This window comes from Dyella tabacisoli, from assembly GCF_003350925.1.
In the GTDB taxonomy this organism is placed as follows: Bacteria; Pseudomonadota; Gammaproteobacteria; order Xanthomonadales; family Rhodanobacteraceae; genus Dyella_C; species Dyella_C tabacisoli.
Window position 1 is genome coordinate 60,155 of record NZ_KZ857186.1, and the last position, 23,413, is coordinate 83,567.

Here is a 23,413-nt window from a genome sequence, read left to right on the forward strand (position 1 = left end):
GCCGCGATGGAGCAATAAACCCACGACCATGGAATCAACTATGACGGGAATTCCCAAAATCCAGCCTTACGCCATGCCGACCTCCGCACAACTGCCGGCCAACATAGCGGGCTGGAAGATCGAACCGCATCGGGCGGTGCTGCTTCTGCACGACATGCAGCGCTACTTTGTTCGCCAGATCCCCACCGAGGGCCTCGGCGCTGTCCTGGTGAGAAATGCCGCCGCCATCCGCGAGCGTTGTATCTCGCTCGGCATCCCCGTGGCCTTCACCGCGCAGCCGGGCGGCATGACCACGGCTCAGCGCGGCCTGCTGAAAGATTTCTGGGGAAGCGGCATGCAGGTAGACCCAGCCGACCGAAACGTCGTGGACGAGCTGGCGCCCCATAAAAATGATTGGTCGCTGACAAAATGGCGCTATAGCGCGTTCTGGAATTCCGACCTGCTCAAGCGCATGCGCGATGCCGGGCGCGATCAGCTCATCATCTCTGGCGTCTATGCCCATATCGGCGTCTTGATGACGGCGGTCGAGGCTTTCTCCAATGACATCGAAACCTTTGTCGTGGCCGATGCCGTCGCCGACTTTTCGCTGGATCGGCACCTCATGGCACTGGAGTACGCGGCGCGTTGCTGTGCCGTCGTCGTAACCACCAAGGAGATCGCGGCATGAACGCTTCCCTGTTGCATGACATTGTCGATGGCGAGGCCGGCAAGGGAGCATTTGCCCTGCTGTTTCGCCCGCAGTCCGGTGCCGAAGACATGCTCGACGTCTTCACCGGCGACATGTCTCAGTTCGACACGCTGGACGCCATCCCCCTTTCTGACGCCGCTGTCGTTGGCGAAGATGTGCTGGTGCTGGTGCCCTACGCGCAACTGCACGAGCGCGGCTTCGCCTGCATCGACGATGACGAACGCCTGCAGGTCATGACGATCCGCAAGCAACAGCGCATAGCTATCGAAGAAGCGCTGCAGGCGATCCCCGATGCCTCGATCGAGTTTTCTGGCGGGGAGTTCGATGTCGATGACGAAGCCTACGGCGCCAAAGTGCGTCGGATCATCGCCGAGGAAATCGGCCGTGGCGAAGGCTCCAACTTCGTTATCAAGCGCACCTTTTATGCCGATATCACGGCCTACTCCCTACGCGTCGCGCTGGCCGCGTTTCGTCGCCTGGTGCAAGACGAAGTAGGCGCCTATTGGACCTTTATCGTGCATACCGGGGAGCGCACTTTTATCGGCGCCAGCCCGGAGCGGCAAGTGACCCTGCGTGATGGCGTGGCGACCATGAACCCCATCAGCGGCACCTACCGATACCCGGCGTCGGGCCCCACCCTTTCCGGCGTCATGGGTTTTCTTTCCGACGCGAAAGAAAAAGACGAGCTGTACATGGTGGTCGATGAAGAGCTGAAAATGATGGCGCCGTTCTGCCCGCAGGGCGGCAAAGTGATTGGCCCCTATTTGAAAGAAATGTCCCGGCTCGCGCATACCGAGTACTTCATCGAGGGGCGGACATCGAGCGATCCACGCAAAATTCTCCGCGACACGTTGCTGGCGCCGACGGTCACCGGCAGCCCGATTGAGAACGCCTGCAGAATCATCGCCCGACATGAGCCCGAAGGCCGTGGCTACTACGGCGGCGTCGCCGCCTTGATCGGGCGCGACCCCGCCGGCCAGTTCATGCTCGATTCGGCGATCCTGATCCGCACCGCCGACATCAACGCCCATGGGCGCATGCGCATCGGCGTCGGCGCCACCATCGTGCGGCACTCAGACCCCGAATCGGAAGCTGCGGAAACCCGCGCCAAGGCCAAGGCCTTGCTGGCCGCACTAGGCTATGGACGCAAGGCCAAGTTCGGGCTCGATCCCGGCGTGCAAGCGGCGTTGAAACAGCGCAACGGCGGCATCGCCGATTTCTGGTTGTCCGACGCCGAGGACCGCATTCGGCTGGACCCGGCATTGCGAGGACGCAAGGTGCTGATGGTCGATGCCGAAGATGCATTCACCGGCATGCTGGCGCAGCAGCTCACCGCGATCGGCCTGGACGTAACCATGTGCCGCTTCGACGACCCCGCCCTGTTCGAGCGTCACTGGGATCTGGCCGTCTTGGGTCCCGGCCCTGGGGACCCTCGCAATATGGACGATCCACGCATTGCCAGCCTGCGCCGCGCACTAACCCATCTACTGGCCGAGAAACGAGCTTTCTTCGCGGTGTGCCTGAGTCACCAGATTCTGTGCCTCGAACTGGGCCTGGAGTTGATCCAGCGCAAATCGCCGAACCAAGGCGTGCAGCAAGAGATCGATTTCTTCGGCGCGCGCGAAGTGGTGGGCTTCTATAACACCTACGTCGCCAGGTGCGATCGCAGCCAATTCAACCTGCGCGGCAATAGCCTGGTCGAAGTCAGCCGCGACGCCGAGTCGAACGAGGTGCATGCGTTGCGCGGCCCCGGATTCGCTTCGATCCAATTTCATGCCGAGTCCCTGCTGACCCGCAGCGGGGTGGACATCATTGCTTCCAGCGTGAAACGAGTGCTTGTGACATGAAAACGACAATTAGCTGGTGGAATCTCGATAAATCGACCCAGACGATAGATTCGATGCGCGACTACCTCAGGGAAGAAGGCGTTACCCCCTGGGAGGCCGTGCGCGGTTTGCGCTCGAAATTCTGGATCTCCGACCGCACCAATAATCTTTGGGGGGCGGTAACGGTGTGGGAGTCGGCCGATGCCATGAGCCAGTCACTACCGCCCAATCGCGCCGCCGAACTTATCGGTTACCCGCCGAGCTTTCGGACCACCTTCGATGTGGAAGTGCTTATCGACGAGCACCACGCCGGGGCATGGCTACCCGGAGACGCGCTTGAGCAGGACCGCGCGTGATGCGCGATCTGCCGCCAGCTACCGCCTATGTGCAAACCCGTACGGAAAAACCACGATGAGCGAATACAGCCTCACGCAAGTCCCGCGAATGGAAAACTCCATTTTCGATATCCCGCCGGAGCAGCCGATTTCGATTCTGCGCGAGTGGTTCGATCGGGCCGTCAAGGGCCAGGTGCAAGAACCCGGCGTACTGGCGCTGGCAACCACCGGTACCGACGGCCGCGCCTCCAACCGCATGGTGCATGTGCTCGATATCAGGGAGCACGATCTGATTTTCACCAGCCACGTGAAAAGCCAGAAAGGGCGCGAGATTGCCTCCAACGGCTGGGCCTCGGGTGTCATGTATTGGCGCGAGACCAAGCAACAGGTGATTGTCTCCGGCGTTGTCGCACCGCTTTCGAACGCCGAGTCGGACGCGCTCTGGGCGAAACGCCCGACATCCACTTACCCCATGTCGGTGGCCTCTCACCAAAGTGAGCCGCTGGAAAGCGAACCGGCATTGCGCGCGCAAGCCGAGCAACTGGCCCGCTCGCCTACGCCGCTGGTCAGGCCCGAAGGCTGGGTCGGCTATGGCCTGCGTCCGTCCATCGTCGAATTCTGGCTGGCCGCACCCGACCGGCTGCATAGCCGCCTGCGCTACGACGCCACCCAGTCGGGCTGGACCAACCGCCGGCTCCAACCATAGAAATGGAAGCGATATGACCTCTGGCAAATACGTAGTCGCCGACGTGTTCACCGATAAGCCGCTCGAAGGCAATCCGGTGGCGGTATTCACCAACGCCGCCGGATTGGCAGCGTCGGATATGCAGCGCATCGCGCGGGAAATGAATCTCTCCGAGACCACGTTCGTGTTCCCCCCTGGTGCCGATGGCGATTTCCATGTGCGCATCTTTACCCCGGTCAACGAACTGCCCTTTGCCGGCCACCCCACGCTCGGCACCGCGGTGGTGCTGGGCGAGAAATGGGATGCCTCGCTAATCAAACTGGAAACCGCGATGGGTACCGTCCCATTCACGTTTCAGCGCGACGGCGATGGCCAGATAGTGACCGCCAGCATGCAGCAGCCCATCCCCACCTGGGAGGTCTACGAACAGGCGCAGGTGCTGCTCGACGGCCTCGGCCTGACCTCGTCCACGCTGCCGGTAGAGGTCTATCGCAACGGGCCACGACATGTTTTTGTCGGCCTGCCCAGTATCGATGCCCTGTCAGCGGTAAAGCCCGACCTGCGCATCCTCGCGACCTTGCCCGACATGGCCGCCAACTGCTTCGCCGGGGCCGGCTCGCATTGGCGCATGCGCATGTTCTCGCCCGCCTATGGCGTGGCCGAAGATGCCGCCACCGGATCGGCCGCCGGCCCGCTCGCACTGCATCTGATACGGCATGGTCAGCTCGATTTTGGGCAAAGCATAGAAATATGCCAGGGCGTCGAAATGGGCCGGCGCTCGGTCATGCGTGCGGCCGTGGCCGGCTCGCTGTCGCAGATCGGCCCGATCCATGTATCAGGAACCGCAACCGTCGTCGCCCGCGGCGAACTCACCCGCTGGAAAGATTGATAAGACGGCTATACGCAAACTTGGCCTTCTATTCGGCACACGTGCCGAACGAGCATGTCACTCATCAAGGAAATCATCATGCCTGAGAACGCACTCAAGACATCCACCTTTACCGACGACGTCGAACTACGCCGGCAGCATCGGCTCGTGGTCGAGGACTATATGAGTCGCAAAGGCGAAGGGCGGTTGACACGCTATCTGCTGTTCACCGCCGACGGCAGCGGCGGGCTGTGGACCAACGACACCTTTCAGCCGATCGTCTCGCGCGGGCACGAGGGCCTGAAAGCGCACGGCGCGTGGTCGCTGAAATGCTTTCCCGACTGGGAGTGGAAGAACGTGCAGATCTTCGAGACGCAAGACCCCAATCGGTTCTGGGTGGAGTGCGACGGCGAAGGGCAAATTCATTTCCCCGGCTATCCGGCCGGCCACTATTCCAACCATTTCATCCATTCGTTTCTGCTGGAAAACGGAAAAATCAAACAGAACCGGGAGTTCATGAACCCCTACGAACAAATGCGCGCGCTCGGCATTCCGATTCCGGCGATTAAGCGCGAAGGCATTCCAGCTTAATCGGTGTGTCCAGAGAAAAAACCGAGCCATTACCATATAAAAGATAAAATGCTTGTGAAAGCGCAAGCCTTTGTTTTAATGGGCTGACCATCATGGATACGAACCATCGACGCATCCATTAAAAAGCATGATATGTTGAATAAGCCGCGATATCGCGGCTTATTCGATCAATGGAGTGCTCATGAAACAGCTAGATGTTGTTATGCACGACTCGAAGATGGATTTGATTAATCCCTTTGGGATTCAGATGGATGGTCCGTTGCAGAGCCAGTCGATCGTTGAAAAGCGCGCACCCAAGGCCTCTGAGCCCGGCGATATCGCCGGCATCGGCTCCCGTGGCGGCGATTGGGGCTAAGCGAGCCTGAATTTCCGATCTTGAAAATTCTGATCTTGAAAAGTATTCACGATTGATACAAAGCCGCCTCTTTGCCAAGAGGCGGCTTTTTCACGGATAGAGGTCGATCATGCTCAAAGCCCACATCGTGTTATCCGACCTTTCGCATCATGCGGAGTGGCGGGATGGCTTAATTACAGTGGGAAAGAGTCGAATCACCCCCCATGCGCACCCGATGCTTGAAGCGTTGCTGGTGCGCACACAAGGCCAGTGGTTTATGACGGTGAGGGAGCGTCGAGTCGCGACGGCACCTGACAAAACCATCGCATGCAGGGACGTCGATACCGAGCAGTTCAGCAGGCTTTACCAAGAGTGCGCTTTGTGGCCGCTCGATTACCTGATGATAGAAGTCGCCCAGGCCGGGTGCCGCATGAGGGTGCGAACAGGGGTGCTCGGCTCCGTACCGGTTTATTGCCACGCCCGCAACGATGAAGTGACCCTTTCCTGGGATTTCGCGGATTTCGCCGCTCACCCCCTGGCGATCGATACCGAAATCGCAAGTCACCGCCTTGCGCTGCATACGGTCTATTCGGCGCGGCAGCTATGCGTCGGCGTCAACCTGCTCACAGAGCGTGCCTCGTTCTACGTGGAGCCGGGCAAGGCCAGTTACCGCTACCCCGCACCGGCGCCAGATACCATTCCATCGCCATTGCCGCAGGGTCGTGATGCCTTGACGGCGTTCAGCGAACTCTTGCATCAAGCCGTGTCGGTTCGACCGATAGCCGCAGATCGCATATCAGTCGAATTGAGCGGCGGCATGGACTCGGCCACCGTAGCCAGCGCCATGGCGACGTTTCACCAACGAATCGCGAGTAAGGGGATATTGCTGGACGGCGACGTTCGCCAACCGCAGATCCAGCGGCGTCAGTTGATAGCGAATCGGCTCAACCTGTCTGACGAGACCGTGGAGATCACGGCATTTCCCCCAAGCCTCGACTTGCAGCGGCAGCCCGGTCAAGCAAGAGGGTTGTATTGGGAGTACTACCTGGAAGCATGCGCAGCCTTATGGGATTCGTCGCTTGCCCAAGGGCGCGATGTACTTTTCACAGGCATCGGCGGAGACGAGCTGTTTCCAGCCTACGCCGATGAAACACAAGAGAAGAACGGCAAAGAACCCGGCTGGCGAGATGATGCCCGGCACTGCGCCGAGCAACTGCTGACGCCACGTGCATTGAGCGTGGCCCGCAGCCTGCGCAGCTTCGACGCCCCGACCAGCCCGGTACCGGTGACGGCGCTACTGGCGCATGCATGCCGGGGGCCTGATCTGCTGCGGCATGGCCTGTGGCCCGTGAACCCGTTGAGTGACCCCAGCCTCGTGGCCTTCTGCCACCGACTCCCCCGTGATGATCGGCAAGGCCGGGAGGTCATGCGGCAATACTTGCATGCACGCCTGGGCAGTGAGGTATTCCCACGCGGCTACACCAAAGAAACCTTTGCCCAGGTACTTCCCGAGCTGATTTCACGGCAGGCAGAAACCCTTGCCACGCAGTTGCGTGATTGTGCCTTAGCCGATCTCGGCTTGGTCGACCAGCGGGCTGCCCTAAGGCTGTTGAATACGGTAGCCACTACGCGAGCGCAGGCGCCAACGGCGGCACTCGCTTCATTTCTTTGGCTCGAACGATGCGTGCGGCAGATCAATTGAATACACGCGCAACCCATACCATGTGCCCGTGGATCAACCTCGACGTCCGGCGTAGGTTGGGCTGAACGAAGTGATGCCCAACGTTGCGCACCATTGAGATTCGCCGTGATACCCAACAGGCGTGCCTTTGAAACTCACCGCGATACCCAACACCGCGCAACGTTGGGGTTCGCATGCGCTCACCCCAACCTACCGTTCACCCCAACCGGATTTTAAAGTGGCTTGGATTTGGATCTGACCCACTCGTTCTGTAGCTGCATGTGTGCCTGGTCGGATGCGCTTTGCGCCATGTCGATCATGTTCGCGATGGCGGCGAACACGCTGGAGAGGTGGTTGAAATCCACCTCGGCATCTGGTGTAAGCGAGTGGCACAGCGCCAGAGAAATGGCAACGAATGCGCGATGCAAATGTATTGGTTTCGGTTGCGGCCATCTTGAAGCTCCTTTTAGATGGAGCCGCCGCCCTGTCCTATACAAGGTGGATGCGCTTTTTTTGCGCCTTCTTTCCTACGAGTTTCCACACCCGGTCGCCGATGTGCGGCGACGCAAAACAAACTCCGCCGTGTGCGGGTGAGCGTCAAGTTCGCGGCAAGGCCGCACCCCCTCCCAGCCTCCCCCTACGACCGAAGGGGGGCCCCTTTTTGGGACAAGTAGGGGGAGGGGCTAAAAGCTCGCTTCAGTCAGCTCCCTCCCCTGCTTGTAGGGGAGGGTTGGGGTGGGGTCCGCACTTGCCACAAACTTTAAGAAGCTAAACGGCCAGAGACATTTTTTAATGCATCTGCCCGCTCACCTGGACACTCTAAAGAATCAGCCCCCTCGCAGCTCACTCTTGAACTTCGCATCCCCACCCGTCGTTTCGCCCTTCAAACGGAGCCGCTTCGCCCGCCAGAAGCTCCTCATAGCCAGAGATATTTTCGTGCGTCGGAATCATGAAGGGGTGGGCCTGCACTTGCCACGGCAACTCGTCGTGCTCTTCGTACTCAGAGAAAGACACCTTCTGACCGTTCCGAAGGAGAACGGTTGCGAACTTCAGCGCCGCATCCTCCGATGGAAAAATGACTGAGAAATCGATCTCGCGCGGCAGGGAGAGGTTATCTCCTTGCTCCGCCATTTGCCGCAGCACATCGCCATTCTCGTCACTTGGAAAAGCTGCTTGATTGCCAGACATAGGTCTCCTGATTCTTTTACGGAAATGAGATGTAGAGGTAAGCCACCCTGACGGGAGGCCAGATATGAGGTAGTGCTGTTAGGCAATGGTACCTATCCATCAGCGATGTACGCTCGGCCGAAGCGAATGCAGCCGGTGGTCGCAACACATTGTCGTAATGGTTAAGTCAACTTGAAAGCTTGGTTTTCTTACGAAAGTATCCCAAGGTTCCGCGAACGAGAAGATTGAGAAACAGACCTGGGATCGCGGCGACAGCAATCATTGCAACGACTTTGGCGAAATAGCGCCAGAGCGACCCGCCCTCCTCATGGAAGTGTAGAAAGGTCCATCTCAGCCACGCTGCGCCCATGGTCACGCACGGGATGCCAATGGCAACCCAGCAAACGAGCAAACCAAAGACACCTAATCGCCCGTCAGCTAGTGCCTCATAGATCATCATGCGGCCACGGACGCTTCCGACAGGATCAACGGTGTTGGGAACAAGTGATGCTTGCCGTTCTCGGGCAGCGCGCAGAGTGACTTCGACGTGCTCGCTCTCTGCATGTTCTTGCTTCAGTTCGTGGCTTTCAACACGCGCCAGCGATCCATTGGGATCATCAACCACAAACGCGCGGCCGCCAATATGAATCTGGTGTTTCATTAAACCCCTTTCATTTCATCCCGCACCGACGCAGCTCCCTGGCTTCTTGCCGGTATCCACCTGGGGTCGGAAACAGATATTCGAATTCGTCTAGCTCGCTTAGCAAGCTACAAGCCTCACTCTAGAGGGCACATAGCATCTGACAGAGTCATTCGTTGGACGGCCATGGCCGCGGATCGAAGGTCAATACTATGGTCCGTCGGAACACGCTCTCGAATCCCTTATATGGAAGAGGTTGGGCGCGCAAAACTGCGTTTTCGACGGACCGTCTGCCGGCGGCATTGTAGGGACAGCTAGATTCAGCGACGGCACTAACCACGTCGCCTCCCGGCAATTGAGTGACACGTACCCTGCAAGTCGATGCCGGGATATTGTCGGGATGGAGCCAGTTGGTTCGAATCACCTGCTGCATGGCGCCCATGTAGCGCATCAGTAACGCTCGATCATCGCTGTCGTTGCTGACAGAAAACGATGGGTCCTCCGCTAGCCCATGCTCTTTCAGACATACATTAAAAGCTTTGTATGTACGACTAATATCCGGTAGTTCCGCCCCTTTGCTGCGGGCATCGACTAGATCCCTCTTCGCATGTAGTGCGTCAAGCTTCTCCCTCTCGCAGGCTGGACTTTGCGCATGTGCAGGCATGCATGGAGCCGCGCCCGCGAGGGTCAAAAACCACGCAACGAGTCGACATGCACTCGAAGTCTTCATGTTATCCCCTGGTTGCGTGGACGCTGTATGCGCCTTCTCCGCGGGGGCTAGCATGCCGAGTGCCGCTCTTAGGTGCAATGTCCGTGTGGGTCGAGGACGCAGCCTGCGCCAGGCACTGACACCAGCCCATCACCGCAATCACCTAAATAATTCCCATAACCCCCAACTCACAAGCAGTGCGAAATAGCCAAAGAATCGCCACACGCCGACGCTGAGCAGCGCCTCACCGGTCATTCTCGAAACAGGACTGAAACGATCCTCAAAGAAATCAGGAAAGATCAGCAGGGCCGCTGCAAGTAGTGGTAAGCCGAGAACATAGATAGCACCACGTCCGGCTCGATAGACCCCAGAGGATTCGGCCGAATGCAGGCCTGGCATCACCTGGGATAAGTGATAAACCGTCCATAGCCATACCAGCACCACGGTGCAACCAAGCAGGCGATGAATCATAAGGTTTCTAAACTCCCTTGAAAGCGAAAGTCTAGCGAATGCAGGTTACGGCACCGGCAATAGCGGCTTCTCTTGATTCGAAGCCTCGCGTCAGAATCAGGCCGATTTCTGCTGGCAACTGTGTCGGGATGTACTGGAGCTTGTTTAAAACCTTCGCTTCAACGCTTACCTGGCGAGCTGGCCAACGCGGCCTGATCTGCAACCTTGCACGAATGTCTCGATGCCGCCTCAGTGGCGGATGTTGGGGTTCGCTTGCGCTCACCCCAACCTACGGAACTAGCGCCTTGTAGATTTGTGCCAAGGGTGCTGCGTACGGGTGAGCGTCAAGTTCGCGGCAAGGTTGCACCCCCTCCCACCCTCCCCCTGCACGCAGGGGGAGGGGCTAAAAGCTCGTTTCAGTCAGCTCCCTCCCTGCGACCGAAGGGAGTCCCTTTTTGGGACTTGCAGGGGAGGGTTGGGGTGGGATCCGCACTCGCAACAAAACTTCGTTTTGCACCAGAAAACAGCCAACCGGCAAATAATCAGGCAACGATTTCCTGCATTCTGCGCACCAGCTCCGCCTCGCCGCGCGAAAGGCCGCAGCGGGCCATCAGCTCATCCACGGCGACGCCTTGGCGGGCCAATTGTTGCGCCAGCCCGAAACTATCGGAAGCGGCGACCGGCGCGGATTGCGCGTAGGAGCCATCGCGTTGCTGTAGTAATGATTCAAGTCGCCGCTCGATGCGTGCCTGGGCCATCACCAGCATCGAGGTCGGCACGTCGCTGGCCGTCGCCAATAGCAGTTGCGTTAGCTGTATGCGCTGTTGGCGTAACTGGCGCCACATGATCGCCAACCAGACAGCTTGCGCGACCACCAGCACGATCAACACGACCAAGCCCGTCTCAACCAGCATGACTAACCTCTTTTGTTAGACGACATAGTTTGTGCACATCCAGCAGTGCGACAAACCCCTGCTTCCACGCGACGACACCACGCACCGGATCGCTATCGCGTAACGCGCGGCCGGAGGGTGCTGCGCTGATATCCGATTCGTTCACGGTCAAAAGCCCATCGACCGCATCTACGCGCAAGCCGATCTGCTCGGCTTGCTGGCTTTGCACGAGTTGGCTCAAAACAACGATATGCGCTTGTGCGTCGGCCGCGTTGGCAACCGGCCGCAAACCCAGGCGGCGGCAACCGTCGAGTACGGGCACGATCTGCCCGCGCAACTGGCGAATGCCGAGTACGTCATAAGCGGCGCCCGGCACCGGGGTCAGTGCGCCATCACGAATGATTTCGCTGACATAGGTCAACGGCGTCGCATAGGCTTGGTCAGCCAACTGAAAGACCAGCCACTGCGTGGGAGGTATTGCACTACCAGTAGCCGCGTTCATGGCTTGACTCCGATGCGGTACGAAAACATGGCTGCGCCCATGGCGGATGTCATCCCTTGACCTCGGGTACGGGCGCCTGTGTCGCGACGACGCTGGTATTTATCGGCACGACATCGGTCGGCGGGTCGGGCTTGACGACGATGGGCTTATCGACGGCGGGCGGCGCACTCGGTGTCAGGGTTGGCTCGACCTCGGCCAGCGGATGATTGGCATCGCTGTAAAAGCGTACCGGCGCGCTGCGATCGCTCAGCACCACCACCAGCACACGACGATTGCGATTGCGCCCTTCTTCGCTGACGTTGTCGGCCGCGGGGCGAATCTCGCCCCAGCCGATGATGCCGAGCCGTGACGGGTCGATGCCTTGCTCGACGAAGAGCCGCGCCACACTGGCCGCGCGCGCGGCGGAAAGCTCCCAGTTAGAGGGATATACTGCGGTGTTGATCGGTTTGTCGTCGGTATAGCCTTCCACTCGCAACGGATTGGGAAACGGCGCCAGAATCGAAGCGATATGGTTGAGCACGTCGTCAGCCGGCGCCGACAAGCGCGCCACGCCGCTGGGAAACAAAATGTCGGTGCGAATTTCTATTTCCAGCCAGGTCTTGGTCCGACGCACCACTACCAGGCTCTTGTCGATCAACGGCTGCAAGGCCCGCTGCACCTGATCTTGAATGCGTTCGAGGTTTTCCTGCTCGCTGTTTTGACGCTTGGCTGTACCGTTCTGCATCGATGAGGTGGCCAGGTTGCGCGTAGGCAGCGGCGGCGCGATACGCGGCAATACGGAGTTCTGCGCCTGGCTGTTTTTGCGATCGGCCGGCACCGGCGCCACCGGTGCGACGTTGCTGCTGTGCACGGGATCGAGACGGCGGCTGGTACCATTGAACGCCTCGATGATCGACTGCGACATCACCCGGTACTTGCCTTCGTTGACCACCGATACGGCGTACATCACTACGAAGAACGCCAGCAGCAATGTCATCAAGTCGGCATAGGGAATCGCCCATGCCTCGTGATTGACGTGGTCCTCGTGATGCTTGCGCCGGCTCATGACGGCCTGCTCCACAGCGGCATGCCCCATGACGGCCTGCTCATGAGAGATAGCCTTGCAATTTCGCCTCGATCTGGCGCGGGTTATCGCCCTGGGCGATCGAGACCAGCCCTTCGATCAGGATCTCGCGCATGCGCGACTGCTTGGTGATAAGCCCCTTGAGTCGCGAAGCCATCGGCAGCATCAGCAAATTCGCAAACGCCACGCCGTAAATCGTCGCCACGAAAGCGGCGGCGATACCGTGGCCGAGCTTGCTGGGATCGGCCAGGTTCTGCATCACCGCCATCAAGCCCATCACCGCGCCGATAATGCCCATGGTCGGGGAGTAGATGCCGGCGTTTTCGTACACCTTGGCCGCGGCCAGATCGATCTGTTCGCGGGTGTCCAGATCCACTTCGAGCACACTGCGAATCGCTTCGGGCTCGCTACCGTCCACCAGCAGTTGCAGACCCTTGCGCGTGAACGTATCGGCCTCGGCGTCAATCTGCGGCTCCAGCCCAAGCAAGCCCTGGCGGCGCGATATTTCGCTCCAGCCCACTACCCGGCTGACCAGGTCATCCGGTTGATGCCTGGGCGGCTTATAAATGAGTTTCGCCATGCTCATCGCACGCTTGAGCACCTGCCCCTGGTTTTGCACCATCACCGCGGCGATGGTGCCAAGAAACACGATGACGCACGCCGCAGGATTCCACAGCGCCCCAATGCTGGAACCTTTCAAAATAGTGCCGACGATGATGACCACAAAGGCCAGAATCGTGCCGATAAGGCTAACCAGATCCATGTCAGACAACCGCCGCTGTGGTGGGTACTGCTGTAGAGAGTGGTGTTGCGAGTAACAAGTGACGGCCTTCATCGGCGAGGCTGGCCAGATCCAGCACCAGCGCCAGGCGTCCATCGCCGGTAACCGTGGCGCCGGCTACGCCGGGTACGCCGGCAAACAACGACCCCAGCGGCTTGACCATCACGTCTTCGCGACCGATCACCGCATGCACCAGACAACCCAGACGCTGATGGCCGATATGCAATACGACGACTTGCCGTGGCGCTTTGGCGCCGGCCACACCGGCCCAACCGCTCAGATCGCCCAGTGGCAAGGCACGACCACGGTGCGCCGCCACCCGGCGGCCATCCAGCCATTGGTCTTGCCCGGCGGTCAATTCAAAGACTTCTTCGACATTGCCCAGCGGCAGGGCAAACAAACGATCGGCTACGCCAACCATCAGCACGCGTTGAATCGCCAAGGTCAGCGGCACGGCCAGCTCAAGCTCGCTGCCCTGCCCCATCCGCGAGCGCACCTGCAAGGTGCCGCCCAACTCGATCACGCGGGTCTTGACCACGTCCATGCCGACGCCGCGGCCGGAAATATCAGAGACCACGCTTGCGGTACTAAAGCCGGGACGAAAAATCAGCTCAAGCGATTCCGTCTCGCTCAAGCGCGCCGCCTGCGCCTCATCGATAACACCTTTCTCGACCGCTTTACGCCGCAACACCTCGGGGTTCATGCCGCGACCGTCGTCGCTCACCACGATAACGATGCGTTCGCCGCGCTGGCTGGCCGATAAGCGCACGGTGCCTTTGCGCGACTTGCCGCTGCGCTCGCGCTCATCCGGCCCTTCCAGGCCATGATCGACCGCGTTGCGCAGCAAGTGCACCAGCGGATCAGCCAGCGCCTCGACCAGGCTGCGATCCAGATCGGTGTCTTCGCCGGCGGTAACCAGCTCGATGTCTTTGCCGAGCTGACGCGCGAGATCGCGCACGATGCGCGGAAAGCGCTGAAACAATCGCCCCACCGGCTGCATGCGCATACCGATGACGCTGCCTTGCAATTCATCGGCAACCCGATCGAGATCGCCCGCCGCGCTGACCAGCGAGGCGTCATCGCTGCGCGCGGCCAGACTAAGCAGGCGGTTGCGCACCAACACCAGTTCACCGGCGTTATTGACCAAACCATCGAGCCGGCCGGTGTCTACGCGCACGGTGGATTCGACGCTGCCGCTGCTGCGTGCGGCGGCTTGCTGGGGTTCCACCGCCATGGCTGCCGGTGCGGTCAATGCGCCGGGGTTGCCGCCTTTGCCATGCAGGTTATCCAGCAAGGCCTCGAACTCGTCATCGCCAATCGTATTGGCGTTTGTCGTGGCGGCGACGCCGGGAGCACCGCTGTTGCCATAAAGGCTATCCAGCAGGGCCTCGAATTCGCTGTCGTCGATGGTCGATGCATCGCTCTGCACGGCAACCACCGTGGGTGCAGCGACCGCTACCGGCGTGGCTACCGTCAGGCGCAGACGCTGCAATAACGAGGGCGGCGGTATCGGCAGCACACTGCCCTCGCCCATCGCATCCATTTGCGCGTTGAGCAGATCGAGCGATTCCAGCAAGGCATCCATCTGCGCCGAATCGAGCACAAAGACAGCGTTGCGTGCGTCGTTGAGCAGATCTTCGGCTTGATGGCACAACTGCACCATCGGATCGATGGCGAGAAAGCCAGCGCCGCCCTTGATCGTATGAAAGGCACGAAACACCGCATTGAGCAACTCGCTATCGCGCGGCGCTGCCTCCAGTTGCACTAGTTGCTCGTCCAGCCGCTGCAGCAGCTCCCGAGCCTCGACCAGGAAGTCGTCACGTAGCTCGCTGTCCAGCGCAGGGTTCATCGAGAATCTATTCCCTTCAATTCGTTTAAATCATTCATTGCCGCCACCTGCTCCCTCCCCTGCGACCCAAGGGAGTCCCCTTTTTGGGACAAGCAAGGGGAGGGGCAAGATCAAAAGCCGAATTCGCTCAGCAGACGATCTACTTCGTCCTGGTTGCTGACCTTGGCCGCCGCCACCGGCGCCTCGCCACCGGCCAGTGCGCCGGTGAGGCGAACCAGTTCGAGCAGGGAGGATTCGACGCTGCCGATAAAGGTCGCCACTTTCTTGATGCGTTGACCGGACAAGTCCTGCCACGATTGCGCCAGCACCATGTCGGCCAGACCGCCACGGCAACTGCCAGCGAACTCGCGCGCCTGCCGGGCCAGCACGGTAGCCGCCTCGCTGCTGTGGCTTTCGGCCAGAACCGCGTCGGCATGACGCTCCAGCGTGTCGGCTTGCGGGCGCATGCGCTCGGTGAAGTCCAGGCTGCGGTGCGCGGCTTGCGCGCTCATTTCCAGTACGTCGTGCAGATGCTTGCGCGCATCGGCCACGCTATCGGGCACACCCTCTTGCGCCAGCTCGCCGCCGAGCCGCTGCACGGCGACATGCAAATCGCGGGCAAGCAGGCCCAGCGCGCGAAACAGGTGCTGTTCGCGCTCGCGCACCAAGGTATCCAGCGCCTGCTCGAAAGCGGCACCGTCGGCGCTATGCAGCAGTTGCTGCAGCTCCGGTGGCAAGCTGCCGCCGGAAAGCCCTGCGCCGGCCAATCCATTTCCACCGAGTACAGGCATGGTCGCACTCATCACGCAGCCCCCTTGGCGGCGAGCCGCTCGAAGATTTTGTCCAGTTTTTCCTTCAGCGTGACGGCGGTGAAGGGCTTGACCACATAGCCGTTGACGCCGGCCTGGGCCGCGGAAATGATCTGCTCGCGATTGTTTTCGGCGGTGACCATCAACACCGGTAGCGCCTTCAGCGCCGGCTCGGCGCGGATCGCGCGCAGCAAATCGATGCCGGTCATATTGGGCATGTTCCAGTCGGTGACGACCATGTCGAACGGCTGCGCACGCAGCATCGTCATGGCGTTGTCGCCGTCTTCGGCCTCTTGGATCAGCGTATTGCTGAAACCCAGCTCGACCAGCAAATTCCGCACGATGCGCCGCATGGTGGAGAAATCGTCCACCACGAGGATTTTCATGTTTTTGTCCAAGCAACTCTCCACGTTGTTTCTAGATGGGAAACGGGGAACGGGGAACGGGGAACATGCAGGGTGATGGTTCCGGCAGCTCACTGCTCTGAATGTCGGAGAACGAACATGTAGTGCTCATCCAGAACGCCGCGCGGCCCGGCCCTTCCCTGTTCCCCGCTCCCCGTTCCCCGATTCAGCCTCGCGCCAACCCACCATCCGCGCTCGCAGCCGTACCAGCGCCTGACCATGAATCTGGCAGACTCGCGACTCGGTCACCCCGAGTACGGCGCCGATCTCTTTCAAGTTCAGTTCTTGCTCGTAGTACAGCGACATCACTAGCTGCTCGCGCTCGGGCAGGTTGCCGATCGAATCGATCAAGGCATGGCGCATGCCCTCTTGCTCGACGCGCTCTTGCGGCTCCATGCCATCTTGATCGGCGACATCGAACGCGGCGCCGCCTTCGTCGTCATCCGGCGCGGTAAGGCTCAGCAGGCGCGCGCTACTCGCGTCGGCCAGAATCTGGTGGTATTCCTGCGCGGTGATGCCCAGGCGCCGGATCACTTCGGCGTCGGCGGCATCGGCGCCGGTTTCGTTTTCTATCTGGCGCACTACTTCGGTAACCTCGCGCAACTTGCGATGCACGGAGCGCGGGGTCCAATCGGTTTTGCGCAGCTCGTCCAGCATCGCACCGCGAATACGGATGCCGGCGTAAGTCTCGAAGCTGGCCGAACGATCGGTAGCGAAATTACGCGCCGCCTCCAATAAACCGATCATGCCGGCCTGCACCAGGTCATCCACATCCACGCTGGCCGGCAGACGGCCCATCAAGTGATAGGCAATACGTCGCACCAGGGGCGCATGCCGGCGCACCATGTCGTCACTGCTTTCGCGTTGCAGTTGTAGATATTCGGAAGCCACGCTCATCTCAACACCCACTCCCCGACATAGCCTGCTCCGATGCAGCCTGACCGCCGAAAAAGGCGATACGGTCATGGCCCGGACGCTCGGGTTCTCCCCATGTATCGACCGCACCTGCCAATTGCTTGAATGCTTGTGCCGAACGGCTGGTCGGCGCGACGTCGACCACCGCGCTCTGCCGGCGAATCGCCTGCCGCAGATGCTCGTCGTGCGGCACCATGCCCATGAAATCGAGCGTGACGTCGAGAAAGCGATCACTGACCCGCGCCAGCTTGGTGTAGAGCTGCCGCGCTTCACCCACATGGCGCACCATGTTGGCCACCACGTGGTAGCGCCGCACGCCAAAATCGCGGCTAAGCACTTTGATAAGCGCATAGGCGTCGGTCATCGAGGCCGGCTCGTCGCACACCACCAGAATCACGTCATCGGCGGCGGCGGCGAACAAAGCCACGTTGTCGGACACCCCCGCCGCGGTGTCCACCAGCAGGTAATCGGGTGGCACCGCCAACTCGTCGAAGGCGCGAATGACGGCGGCATGCTCGCCATTGCCCAACTGCGACAGTCGCCGCGCACCCGAGCCGGCCGGTATCACTTTCAGGCCGTGCGGAGCACACAGCACTAGCTCCTCCAGGCCACTGCTACCGTCGAGCAGATGACCGATATGCCGTGACGGTGTCAGCCCGAGCAGCACATCGAGATTGGCCATGCCCATATCGGCATCGAGCAACATCACCTCGCGGCCGGCCATCGACAAGGCCATGCCCAGGTTCACCGTCACTGTCGATTTGCCCACCCCGCCCTTGCCGCCGGCAATAGTGATGGTGCGGCAACGACGGCGCGGCAGCACACCCAGCCCGGCCGCCTGGTCGCGATGCATGGGCTCTTGGTGAGCCGCCATCAGCGGAAAGATGCGATTCAAGCCCCAGGCCTGATTCATCGGCGAAACTCCCATCATGCGGTCGCCATGGCTAGGCCGAAGCGCTCGGCCATCTTGAGATCGTCGCTGGCTTTGTCGTCGCTGGCCGAGTGCCTCAGCGCTTGCGCGGCACGGCAAACCAGTACGCGCGCATCGGCAGCGGCGATGTCTTCGGGTACGCGCTGGCCATCGGTGACGTAATCCAGCGGCAGGCGATGACGGATCAACATCGACAGCGCACCGCCCAGGCTCGGCGCTTCATCCAGCTTGGTCAAAATGCACGCCTGCGGCCGCAATGGCAGGTAGGCGCGCAAGGTTTCATCCAGCGCCTGCGCCTGTGCATTGGCGGCAAGCACCACGCAGGCGCGCAGCGAACCGGCATCGCGCAACAAACTCATCTGCTGTTGCAGGCGCGGATCACTGCCAGCCACGCCGGCGGTGTCTACCAATACGGTATGCCGGTCGCGCAGTGTTTCCAGCACGCGGCGCAAGCTGTCCGCATCGTGTGCCGGGTACACCCGCACGCCAAGCAGGCGACCGTAATGTTCGAGCTGCGCGGCAGCGCCGATGCGGTAATCGTCGGTACTGACCAAGGCCACCCGCGCCGCGCCGTGACGCAACACGGCGCGCGCGGCAAGCTTGGCGATGGTGGTGGTCTTGCCGACGCCGGTCGGCCCCACCAAGGCGGTGACGCCACTGTCGGCCGCCAGATCGCGGCCACTCACCGCGAGGCTGCGACTAAGCACGCCCAGCGGCAAGTAACGCGCCTGCTCGGCACTGAGTTGCGACGGCAATTCGTCGACCAGCCGACGCGCGACATCCGCTTCGATACCCAGCCGGGTCAAGTCGCGCAGAATCCGGGCGCGTTGCGGATGACGCCGCTCCATATCGTTCCAGCCGAGGCTGGAAAGCTGCGTTTCCAACAAGCTGCGCAAATCGCCCAGCTCGGTGCGCATGCGCGCCGTATCCTGCGCGGCACGCTCCATCAATGGATGCAACACGACCGTTTCGGCCGGCTTGGTTTCCACTGACGCCACCGGCAGGGGGGGCGGTGGCGGTGGTGGCGTACGCACGACCGGCGCGACATGAGCTATCGGCGCGGCATTGCCCTCGACCGGCAACGGTGCGCCATGACGTGCCGCTTCGCGCACCAGCGCCTCGTCGTAATCGACCGCAGCGATAATTTCGATGCCATCGTCAATCCGACGCGTGGAAAGAATCACCGCATCCGGCCCCTGCTCTTCGCGTACCCCGCGCATGGCCTGACGCATATCGGGCGCGACGAAACGTTTGATTTTCATTGTGCTTGCTCCGCAAGCGGGGAACGGGGAATGGGGAACGGGGAACATGGAGGTTGCGCTGGGCCATCAAATTTACGGCGCTGCTCAATGGCCTTTGGTCGGAAGCGAAATGCTTTGGCTTGCTTCGCAAGCGGGGAACGGGGAATGGGGAACGGGGAACATGAAGGTTGCGCTGGGCCATCACATTTGCAGCTCTGCTCAATAGCCTCCGATCGAAAGCGAAACACAGAAGCCCGCGACAACACACACGTTCCCCGTTCCCCGTTCCCCATTCCCATCTTTAACTCCCAATGTCACTGCCCAAGCGCCTGCACTAACCGCACTCTGCGGTTATCAGGCACCTCGTTGTAAGCGAGTACGTGCAGGTTCTGTGCCACGTGACGAGTGAAGCGCGCGAGCCATGGCCGCAGTTGCGGCGCGACCAGCAACACGGCGGGTTCGCCGCTCATTTCCTGTCGGCGCGCCGCGTCGGCGACGCTTTGTTGCAGGCGGTCGGCAAGGCCCGGCTCTACCGCCGCACCGGCTACGCCGCCATTGCCCAATGAGTTGAGCAGGATCTGCTCCAGCTCTGGCGCCAAGGTAATCACCGGGACTTCGGTACCGAGCCCGGCGATCTCTTGCACGATTTGCCGGCCCAACGCGACGCGCACGGCGGCACTGAGCGCGCCGGGATCCTGACTCTGCCCTGCATGCTCCGCCAAGGATTCGACGATGCTGCGCATATTGCGAATCGGCACCCGCTCGGCCAGCAGGTTTTGCAGCACCTTGACCACCACGCCCAGTGACAAGCGCTTGGGCACCAGGTCTTCGACCAGCTTGGGCGCGCTCGCAGCAAGACGATCGAGCAATTGCTGGACGTCCTGGTGGCCGAGCAATTCGTGCGCATGGCCTTGCAAGAGATGCGACAAATGGGTGGCGATGACGGTGGCCGGATCCACCACGGTATAGCCCAGGTTTTGCGCGTTATCGCGCTGACCGTTTTCGACCCATACCGCCTCCAGCCCAAAGGCCGGATCTTGCGTGGCGATACCTTGCAAGGTGCCATGCACACGACCGGGGTTGATCGCCAGCAAGCGCTCGGTATAAACATCGGCCTCGCCCATCGGCACTCCCATCAAGGTGATGCGATAGGTGTTTGGCCCCAGGTCGAGGTTGTCGCGGATATGTACCGCCGGCACCAGAAAGCCCAGCTCTTGCGACAGCTTGCGGCGCACCGATTTGATCCGCCCCATCAACTCGCCGCCCTGGTTTTTATCGACCAGCGGAATCAACCGATAACCGACTTCCAGACCCACCGGATCGACACTGGCAACATCCTCCCAGCCCAGCTCCAGTCGTTCGGCGGGCGCGGCGCTGGAGATCGGCTCGGCCGTGTCTTCGGCCAGTTGACTGCGCGTCTCGCGGTCGCGCTTCATCATCAGCCAGGCACCGCCGCCGCAAGCCGAGCCGAGCAACAAGAAGGCCAGATTCGGCATGCCGGGAATCACCCCCATCACCAGCAGCACCACACCAGCCACCGCCAATGCTCGCGGCTGGCCGAATACCTGGCCGATCACCTGCTTGCCCATGTCTTGCGACTTGGATACGCGAGTGACGATGACCGCGGCGGCGATCGACAACATCAGTGCCGGCACCTGCGCCACCAGACCGTCGCCGATGGTCAGCAAGGTGTAGGTCTTGGCCGCTTCGCTGGCGCTCAGCCCGTGTTGCATGACGCCGACGAAAAAGCCGCCGACGATATTAATCAGCAGAATCAGGATGCCGGCGGTGGCATCGCCACGAACGAATTTGGATGCACCATCCATCGAACCGTAGAAGTCGGCCTCTTCGCGTACCTCTTGGCGACGCTCACGCGCTTGCTCCTGCGTCAGCAAACCGGCGTTGAGATCGGCATCGATCGCCATCTGCTTGCCCGGCATGGCATCCAGGGTGAAGCGCGCAGTTACTTCCGACACGCGAGTGGCGCCCTTGGTCACCACCACGAAGTTGATGATGGTGAGAATCGAAAACACCACCAGGCCCACGGCAAAGTTACCGCCGATAACAAACTCGCCGAAGGCTTCGATCACCTTGCCCGCCGCACCCGGCCCGTCATGACCGTTCAGCAACACCACGCGAGTGGACGCGATATTCAAGGCCAGGCGCAACAGCGTCGCCATCAGCACCACGGTGGGAAATGCCGCGAACTCCAGCGGCCGCATCACATAGATCACCGCCAGCAGAATCACCAGCGACAACGCGATATTGAAGCTGAAAAGTATGTCCAGCAAAAACGGCGGCAGCGGCAACATCAGCATCGCCAGCATCGCCAACATGATGACCGGCGCGCCGATGCCACGCCGGCCCACTTGTTTGAGAGTTTCGAGTGCGCCTACTGCTGCCATGGGTTACTGCCTCTGTATATCGCTATAGCGGCCGAGCAAGCCGGGATCGACCTGCGGCGATGGCGGAACAGGTAGCTCAGCCCCCTGCGCCACCGCTTGTTTGAGCTGGAACACATAAGCCAGCACCTGCGCCACCGCGACATACAGCGCAGCGGGAATTTCCTTGCCAAGCTCGGTCGTGGCGTACAGCGCACGCGCCAGCGGCGGTGCTTCGACCATCGGAATACGGTGACTGCCGGCAACCAGGCGTATCTGCTGCGCCAACACATCCACGCCCTTGGCAATCACCCGTGGCGCACGCATGCGGCCATCGTCGTACTTCAGCGCCACCGCGAAATGGGTGGGGTTGACCACCACCACATCGGCCTGCGGCAACTCCTGCATCATCCGTCGCCGCGCCATCTGATGCTGCACTTGACGGATACGGCTTTTCAGCTCGGGATTACCCTCGCTCTCTTTCATTTCGTCGCGCACTTCCTGCTTGGTCATGCGCTGACGCTTGCCGTAGTCAAAGCGCTGATACAGCGCATCGATGCCACCGATCAGCGCCAACACCGAGCCGAACAACAAGGCGGCATGCCCAAGCAAAGCCAGCGATTGCGCAATACCCGCAGCCACCGCGCCACGCCCGGTCGCCAACAACTGCCCCTGCGACTGCCACAACAGCATCGCCAGCACACCGCCAATCAAGAACAACTTCAAAAACGACTTGGCCAGTTCCACCAGACCGCGCAAGGCAAAAATCCGCCCCAAACCCTTGAGCGGATCCAGCCGATCGAATTTCGGCTCCAATGCCTGCGCACTGAAACTCAAACCGCCAAGCAAGATCGGCGCAGCCAGCGTCGCCAACATCGTTGCCAGCGCCACTGGCGCAAACAAAGCTACGGCCTCACGCATAGCCGCGCTCAGCGCGCGTGCCGGCAGCTCGTCGGAGAACAACGCCTCGCGCGGGTAGTCCAGACCCAGGGCATAGATACGTTTCGCATGCATGAATGCTTTGTCGCCACTGGCGAGCAAGGCAGCAACACCGGCTAGCACGACGAGGGCACCGGATAGATCTCGCGAGCGCGGAAGGTCGCCTTTTTCGCGGGCTTCGCGCAGGCGTTTTTCGGAGGGTTCTTCGGTGCGTTCCTGGTCGCTTTGCTCAGACATGAGGGGTGTCTCTTATGTCTGTGCGCGGTTTTGCTCTCGCGTCTGCTTGTTGGGGAGGGTTGGGGAGGGGGCGCTTTTGGCTTTGGTCTTGGTTTTGGCTAGGTTGGTCGCCTGCGGCGGGCTTTCGAACCCCTGCCGGGGTCCGAGTCACTTTCTCTTGAGTGGCCAAGAGAAAGTAACCAAAGAGAAGGCCACCCCCATGCAGCGCTCTCCGGGCATCCTGCCCTACGAGTGCGTGAGGCTTGGCCGGGCTTTTCGACAGGGCTCCTGCCCTGGCGAAAAGGCATCGACATCCATGTCGATGCCCCTGCGGGCCTTGTCGTCCAAGCCTCACCGCTGCAAAGGGGCCCCGAAGAGCAGCGCGCGTCCTGCACGCACTCGGGTGCGACTGCGAGCAGTCGCCGAAGAATGAAATGGTGAGGCGGCGTGGCTCCCTCCCCTGCTTGCAGGGGAGGGTTGGGGAGGGGTTCGATCTTGCGGCGAGGTTGCACCCCCTCCCAGCCTCCCCCTGCATG

General features: G+C 60.9%; 24 protein-coding genes. 9 read left to right on the forward strand and 15 right to left on the reverse strand.

Annotated features, from left to right (window positions below):
• The first annotated feature begins 40 nt into the window (after positions 1-40).
• The 9 genes from DVJ77_RS20440 to DVJ77_RS21575 all read left to right on the forward strand — a co-directional run bounded on the left by DVJ77_RS20440 (position 41) and on the right by DVJ77_RS21575 (position 7,602).
• Positions 41-667 (forward strand): isochorismatase family protein, encoded by a 627-nt coding sequence (locus tag DVJ77_RS20440; RefSeq protein ID WP_114847383.1) that lies wholly within the window; start codon positions 41-43, stop codon positions 665-667.
• Positions 664-2,535, forward strand: coding sequence for an anthranilate synthase family protein (locus DVJ77_RS20445; protein WP_114847384.1), 1,872 nt, complete (start codon positions 664-666; stop codon positions 2,533-2,535). The genes DVJ77_RS20440 and DVJ77_RS20445 overlap by 4 nt, the downstream gene beginning before the upstream one ends.
• Positions 2,532-2,870, forward strand: a complete 339-nt coding sequence (locus tag DVJ77_RS20450) for a hypothetical protein (protein ID WP_114847385.1) — start codon at positions 2,532-2,534, stop codon at positions 2,868-2,870. Before DVJ77_RS20445 ends, DVJ77_RS20450 begins: the two co-directional genes overlap by 4 nt.
• 55 nt (positions 2,871-2,925) lie before the next feature.
• Positions 2,926-3,555 (forward strand): pyridoxal 5'-phosphate synthase, encoded by a 630-nt coding sequence (locus DVJ77_RS20455; protein WP_114847386.1) that lies wholly within the window; start codon positions 2,926-2,928, stop codon positions 3,553-3,555.
• A 13-nt stretch (positions 3,556-3,568) separates the two neighbouring features.
• On the forward strand, positions 3,569-4,423 hold the full coding sequence (locus tag DVJ77_RS20460; RefSeq protein WP_114847387.1) for a PhzF family phenazine biosynthesis protein: 855 nt from the start codon (positions 3,569-3,571) through the stop codon (positions 4,421-4,423).
• Positions 4,424-4,501: 78 nt separating this feature from the next.
• On the forward strand, positions 4,502-4,993 hold the full coding sequence (locus DVJ77_RS20465; RefSeq protein WP_114847388.1) for a PhzA/PhzB family protein: 492 nt from the start codon (positions 4,502-4,504) through the stop codon (positions 4,991-4,993).
• Positions 4,994-5,174: 181 nt separating this feature from the next.
• Complete coding sequence (locus DVJ77_RS21275; protein ID WP_162791623.1) at positions 5,175-5,348, forward strand: hypothetical protein; 174 nt, start codon at positions 5,175-5,177, stop codon at positions 5,346-5,348.
• 214 nt (positions 5,349-5,562) lie between these two features.
• A complete protein-coding gene (locus DVJ77_RS20470) occupies positions 5,563-7,029 on the forward strand; it encodes an asparagine synthase-related protein (protein WP_225428121.1) in 1,467 nt (488 codons plus the stop codon).
• 288 nt (positions 7,030-7,317) lie between these two features.
• Entirely contained in the window at positions 7,318-7,602 is a 285-nt protein-coding gene (locus tag DVJ77_RS21575; RefSeq protein WP_225428122.1) for a hypothetical protein, read from the forward strand.
• A gap of 249 nt (positions 7,603-7,851) precedes the next feature.
• Here the strand turns inward: DVJ77_RS21575 and DVJ77_RS20480 are convergent, their stop codons facing one another.
• The 15 genes from DVJ77_RS20480 to flhB all read right to left on the reverse strand — a co-directional run bounded on the left by DVJ77_RS20480 (position 7,852) and on the right by flhB (position 22,898).
• Positions 7,852-8,196 (reverse strand): ribonuclease E inhibitor RraB, encoded by a 345-nt coding sequence (locus DVJ77_RS20480; RefSeq protein ID WP_114847391.1) that lies wholly within the window; start codon positions 8,194-8,196, stop codon positions 7,852-7,854.
• Between the two features lie 166 nt (positions 8,197-8,362).
• The gene (locus tag DVJ77_RS21280) at positions 8,363-8,836 is read right to left on the reverse strand and encodes a hypothetical protein (RefSeq protein WP_162791624.1); all 474 of its coding nucleotides are present in this window, start codon (positions 8,834-8,836) and stop codon (positions 8,363-8,365) included.
• Positions 8,837-9,683: 847 nt separating this feature from the next.
• Positions 9,684-9,995 (reverse strand): hypothetical protein, encoded by a 312-nt coding sequence (locus DVJ77_RS20495; RefSeq protein ID WP_114847394.1) that lies wholly within the window; start codon positions 9,993-9,995, stop codon positions 9,684-9,686.
• Between the two features lie 521 nt (positions 9,996-10,516).
• The gene (locus tag DVJ77_RS20500; protein ID WP_114847395.1) at positions 10,517-10,888 is read right to left on the reverse strand and encodes a DUF2802 domain-containing protein; all 372 of its coding nucleotides are present in this window, start codon (positions 10,886-10,888) and stop codon (positions 10,517-10,519) included.
• Entirely contained in the window at positions 10,878-11,369 is a 492-nt protein-coding gene (locus tag DVJ77_RS20505) for a chemotaxis protein CheW (protein ID WP_114847396.1), read from the reverse strand. Before DVJ77_RS20505 ends, DVJ77_RS20500 begins: the two co-directional genes overlap by 11 nt.
• Positions 11,370-11,418: 49 nt before the next feature.
• Positions 11,419-12,414, reverse strand: a complete 996-nt coding sequence (motD, locus tag DVJ77_RS20510) for a flagellar motor protein MotD (protein ID WP_114847412.1) — start codon at positions 12,412-12,414, stop codon at positions 11,419-11,421.
• Positions 12,415-12,454: 40 nt separating this feature from the next.
• The gene (locus DVJ77_RS20515) at positions 12,455-13,195 is read right to left on the reverse strand and encodes a flagellar motor protein (protein WP_114847397.1); all 741 of its coding nucleotides are present in this window, start codon (positions 13,193-13,195) and stop codon (positions 12,455-12,457) included.
• Position 13,196: 1 nt separating this feature from the next.
• Positions 13,197-15,062, reverse strand: a complete 1,866-nt coding sequence (locus tag DVJ77_RS20520) for a chemotaxis protein CheA (RefSeq protein WP_114847398.1) — start codon at positions 15,060-15,062, stop codon at positions 13,197-13,199.
• Positions 15,063-15,172: 110 nt separating this feature from the next.
• Entirely contained in the window at positions 15,173-15,844 is a 672-nt protein-coding gene (locus DVJ77_RS20525; RefSeq protein WP_225428124.1) for a protein phosphatase CheZ, read from the reverse strand.
• Positions 15,844-16,248, reverse strand: a complete 405-nt coding sequence (cheY, locus tag DVJ77_RS20530; RefSeq protein ID WP_114847400.1) for a chemotaxis response regulator CheY — start codon at positions 16,246-16,248, stop codon at positions 15,844-15,846. Before cheY ends, DVJ77_RS20525 begins: the two co-directional genes overlap by 1 nt.
• Positions 16,249-16,362: 114 nt before the next feature.
• Positions 16,363-17,151 (reverse strand): RNA polymerase sigma factor FliA, encoded by a 789-nt coding sequence (locus DVJ77_RS20535; RefSeq protein ID WP_114847401.1) that lies wholly within the window; start codon positions 17,149-17,151, stop codon positions 16,363-16,365.
• A gap of 1 nt (position 17,152) precedes the next feature.
• Complete coding sequence (locus tag DVJ77_RS20540) at positions 17,153-18,082, reverse strand: MinD/ParA family protein (RefSeq protein WP_114847402.1); 930 nt, start codon at positions 18,080-18,082, stop codon at positions 17,153-17,155.
• A 14-nt stretch (positions 18,083-18,096) separates the two neighbouring features.
• A complete protein-coding gene (gene flhF, locus DVJ77_RS20545) occupies positions 18,097-19,362 on the reverse strand; it encodes a flagellar biosynthesis GTPase FlhF (RefSeq protein ID WP_114847403.1) in 1,266 nt (421 codons plus the stop codon).
• 293 nt (positions 19,363-19,655) lie between these two features.
• Positions 19,656-21,746: a flagellar biosynthesis protein FlhA gene (gene flhA, locus DVJ77_RS20555; protein ID WP_114847405.1), complete on the reverse strand. Its 2,091-nt coding sequence runs from the start codon at positions 21,744-21,746 to the stop codon at positions 19,656-19,658.
• A gap of 3 nt (positions 21,747-21,749) precedes the next feature.
• A complete protein-coding gene (gene flhB, locus DVJ77_RS20560; protein WP_114847406.1) occupies positions 21,750-22,898 on the reverse strand; it encodes a flagellar biosynthesis protein FlhB in 1,149 nt (382 codons plus the stop codon).
• Positions 22,899-23,413 lie beyond the last annotated feature (515 nt).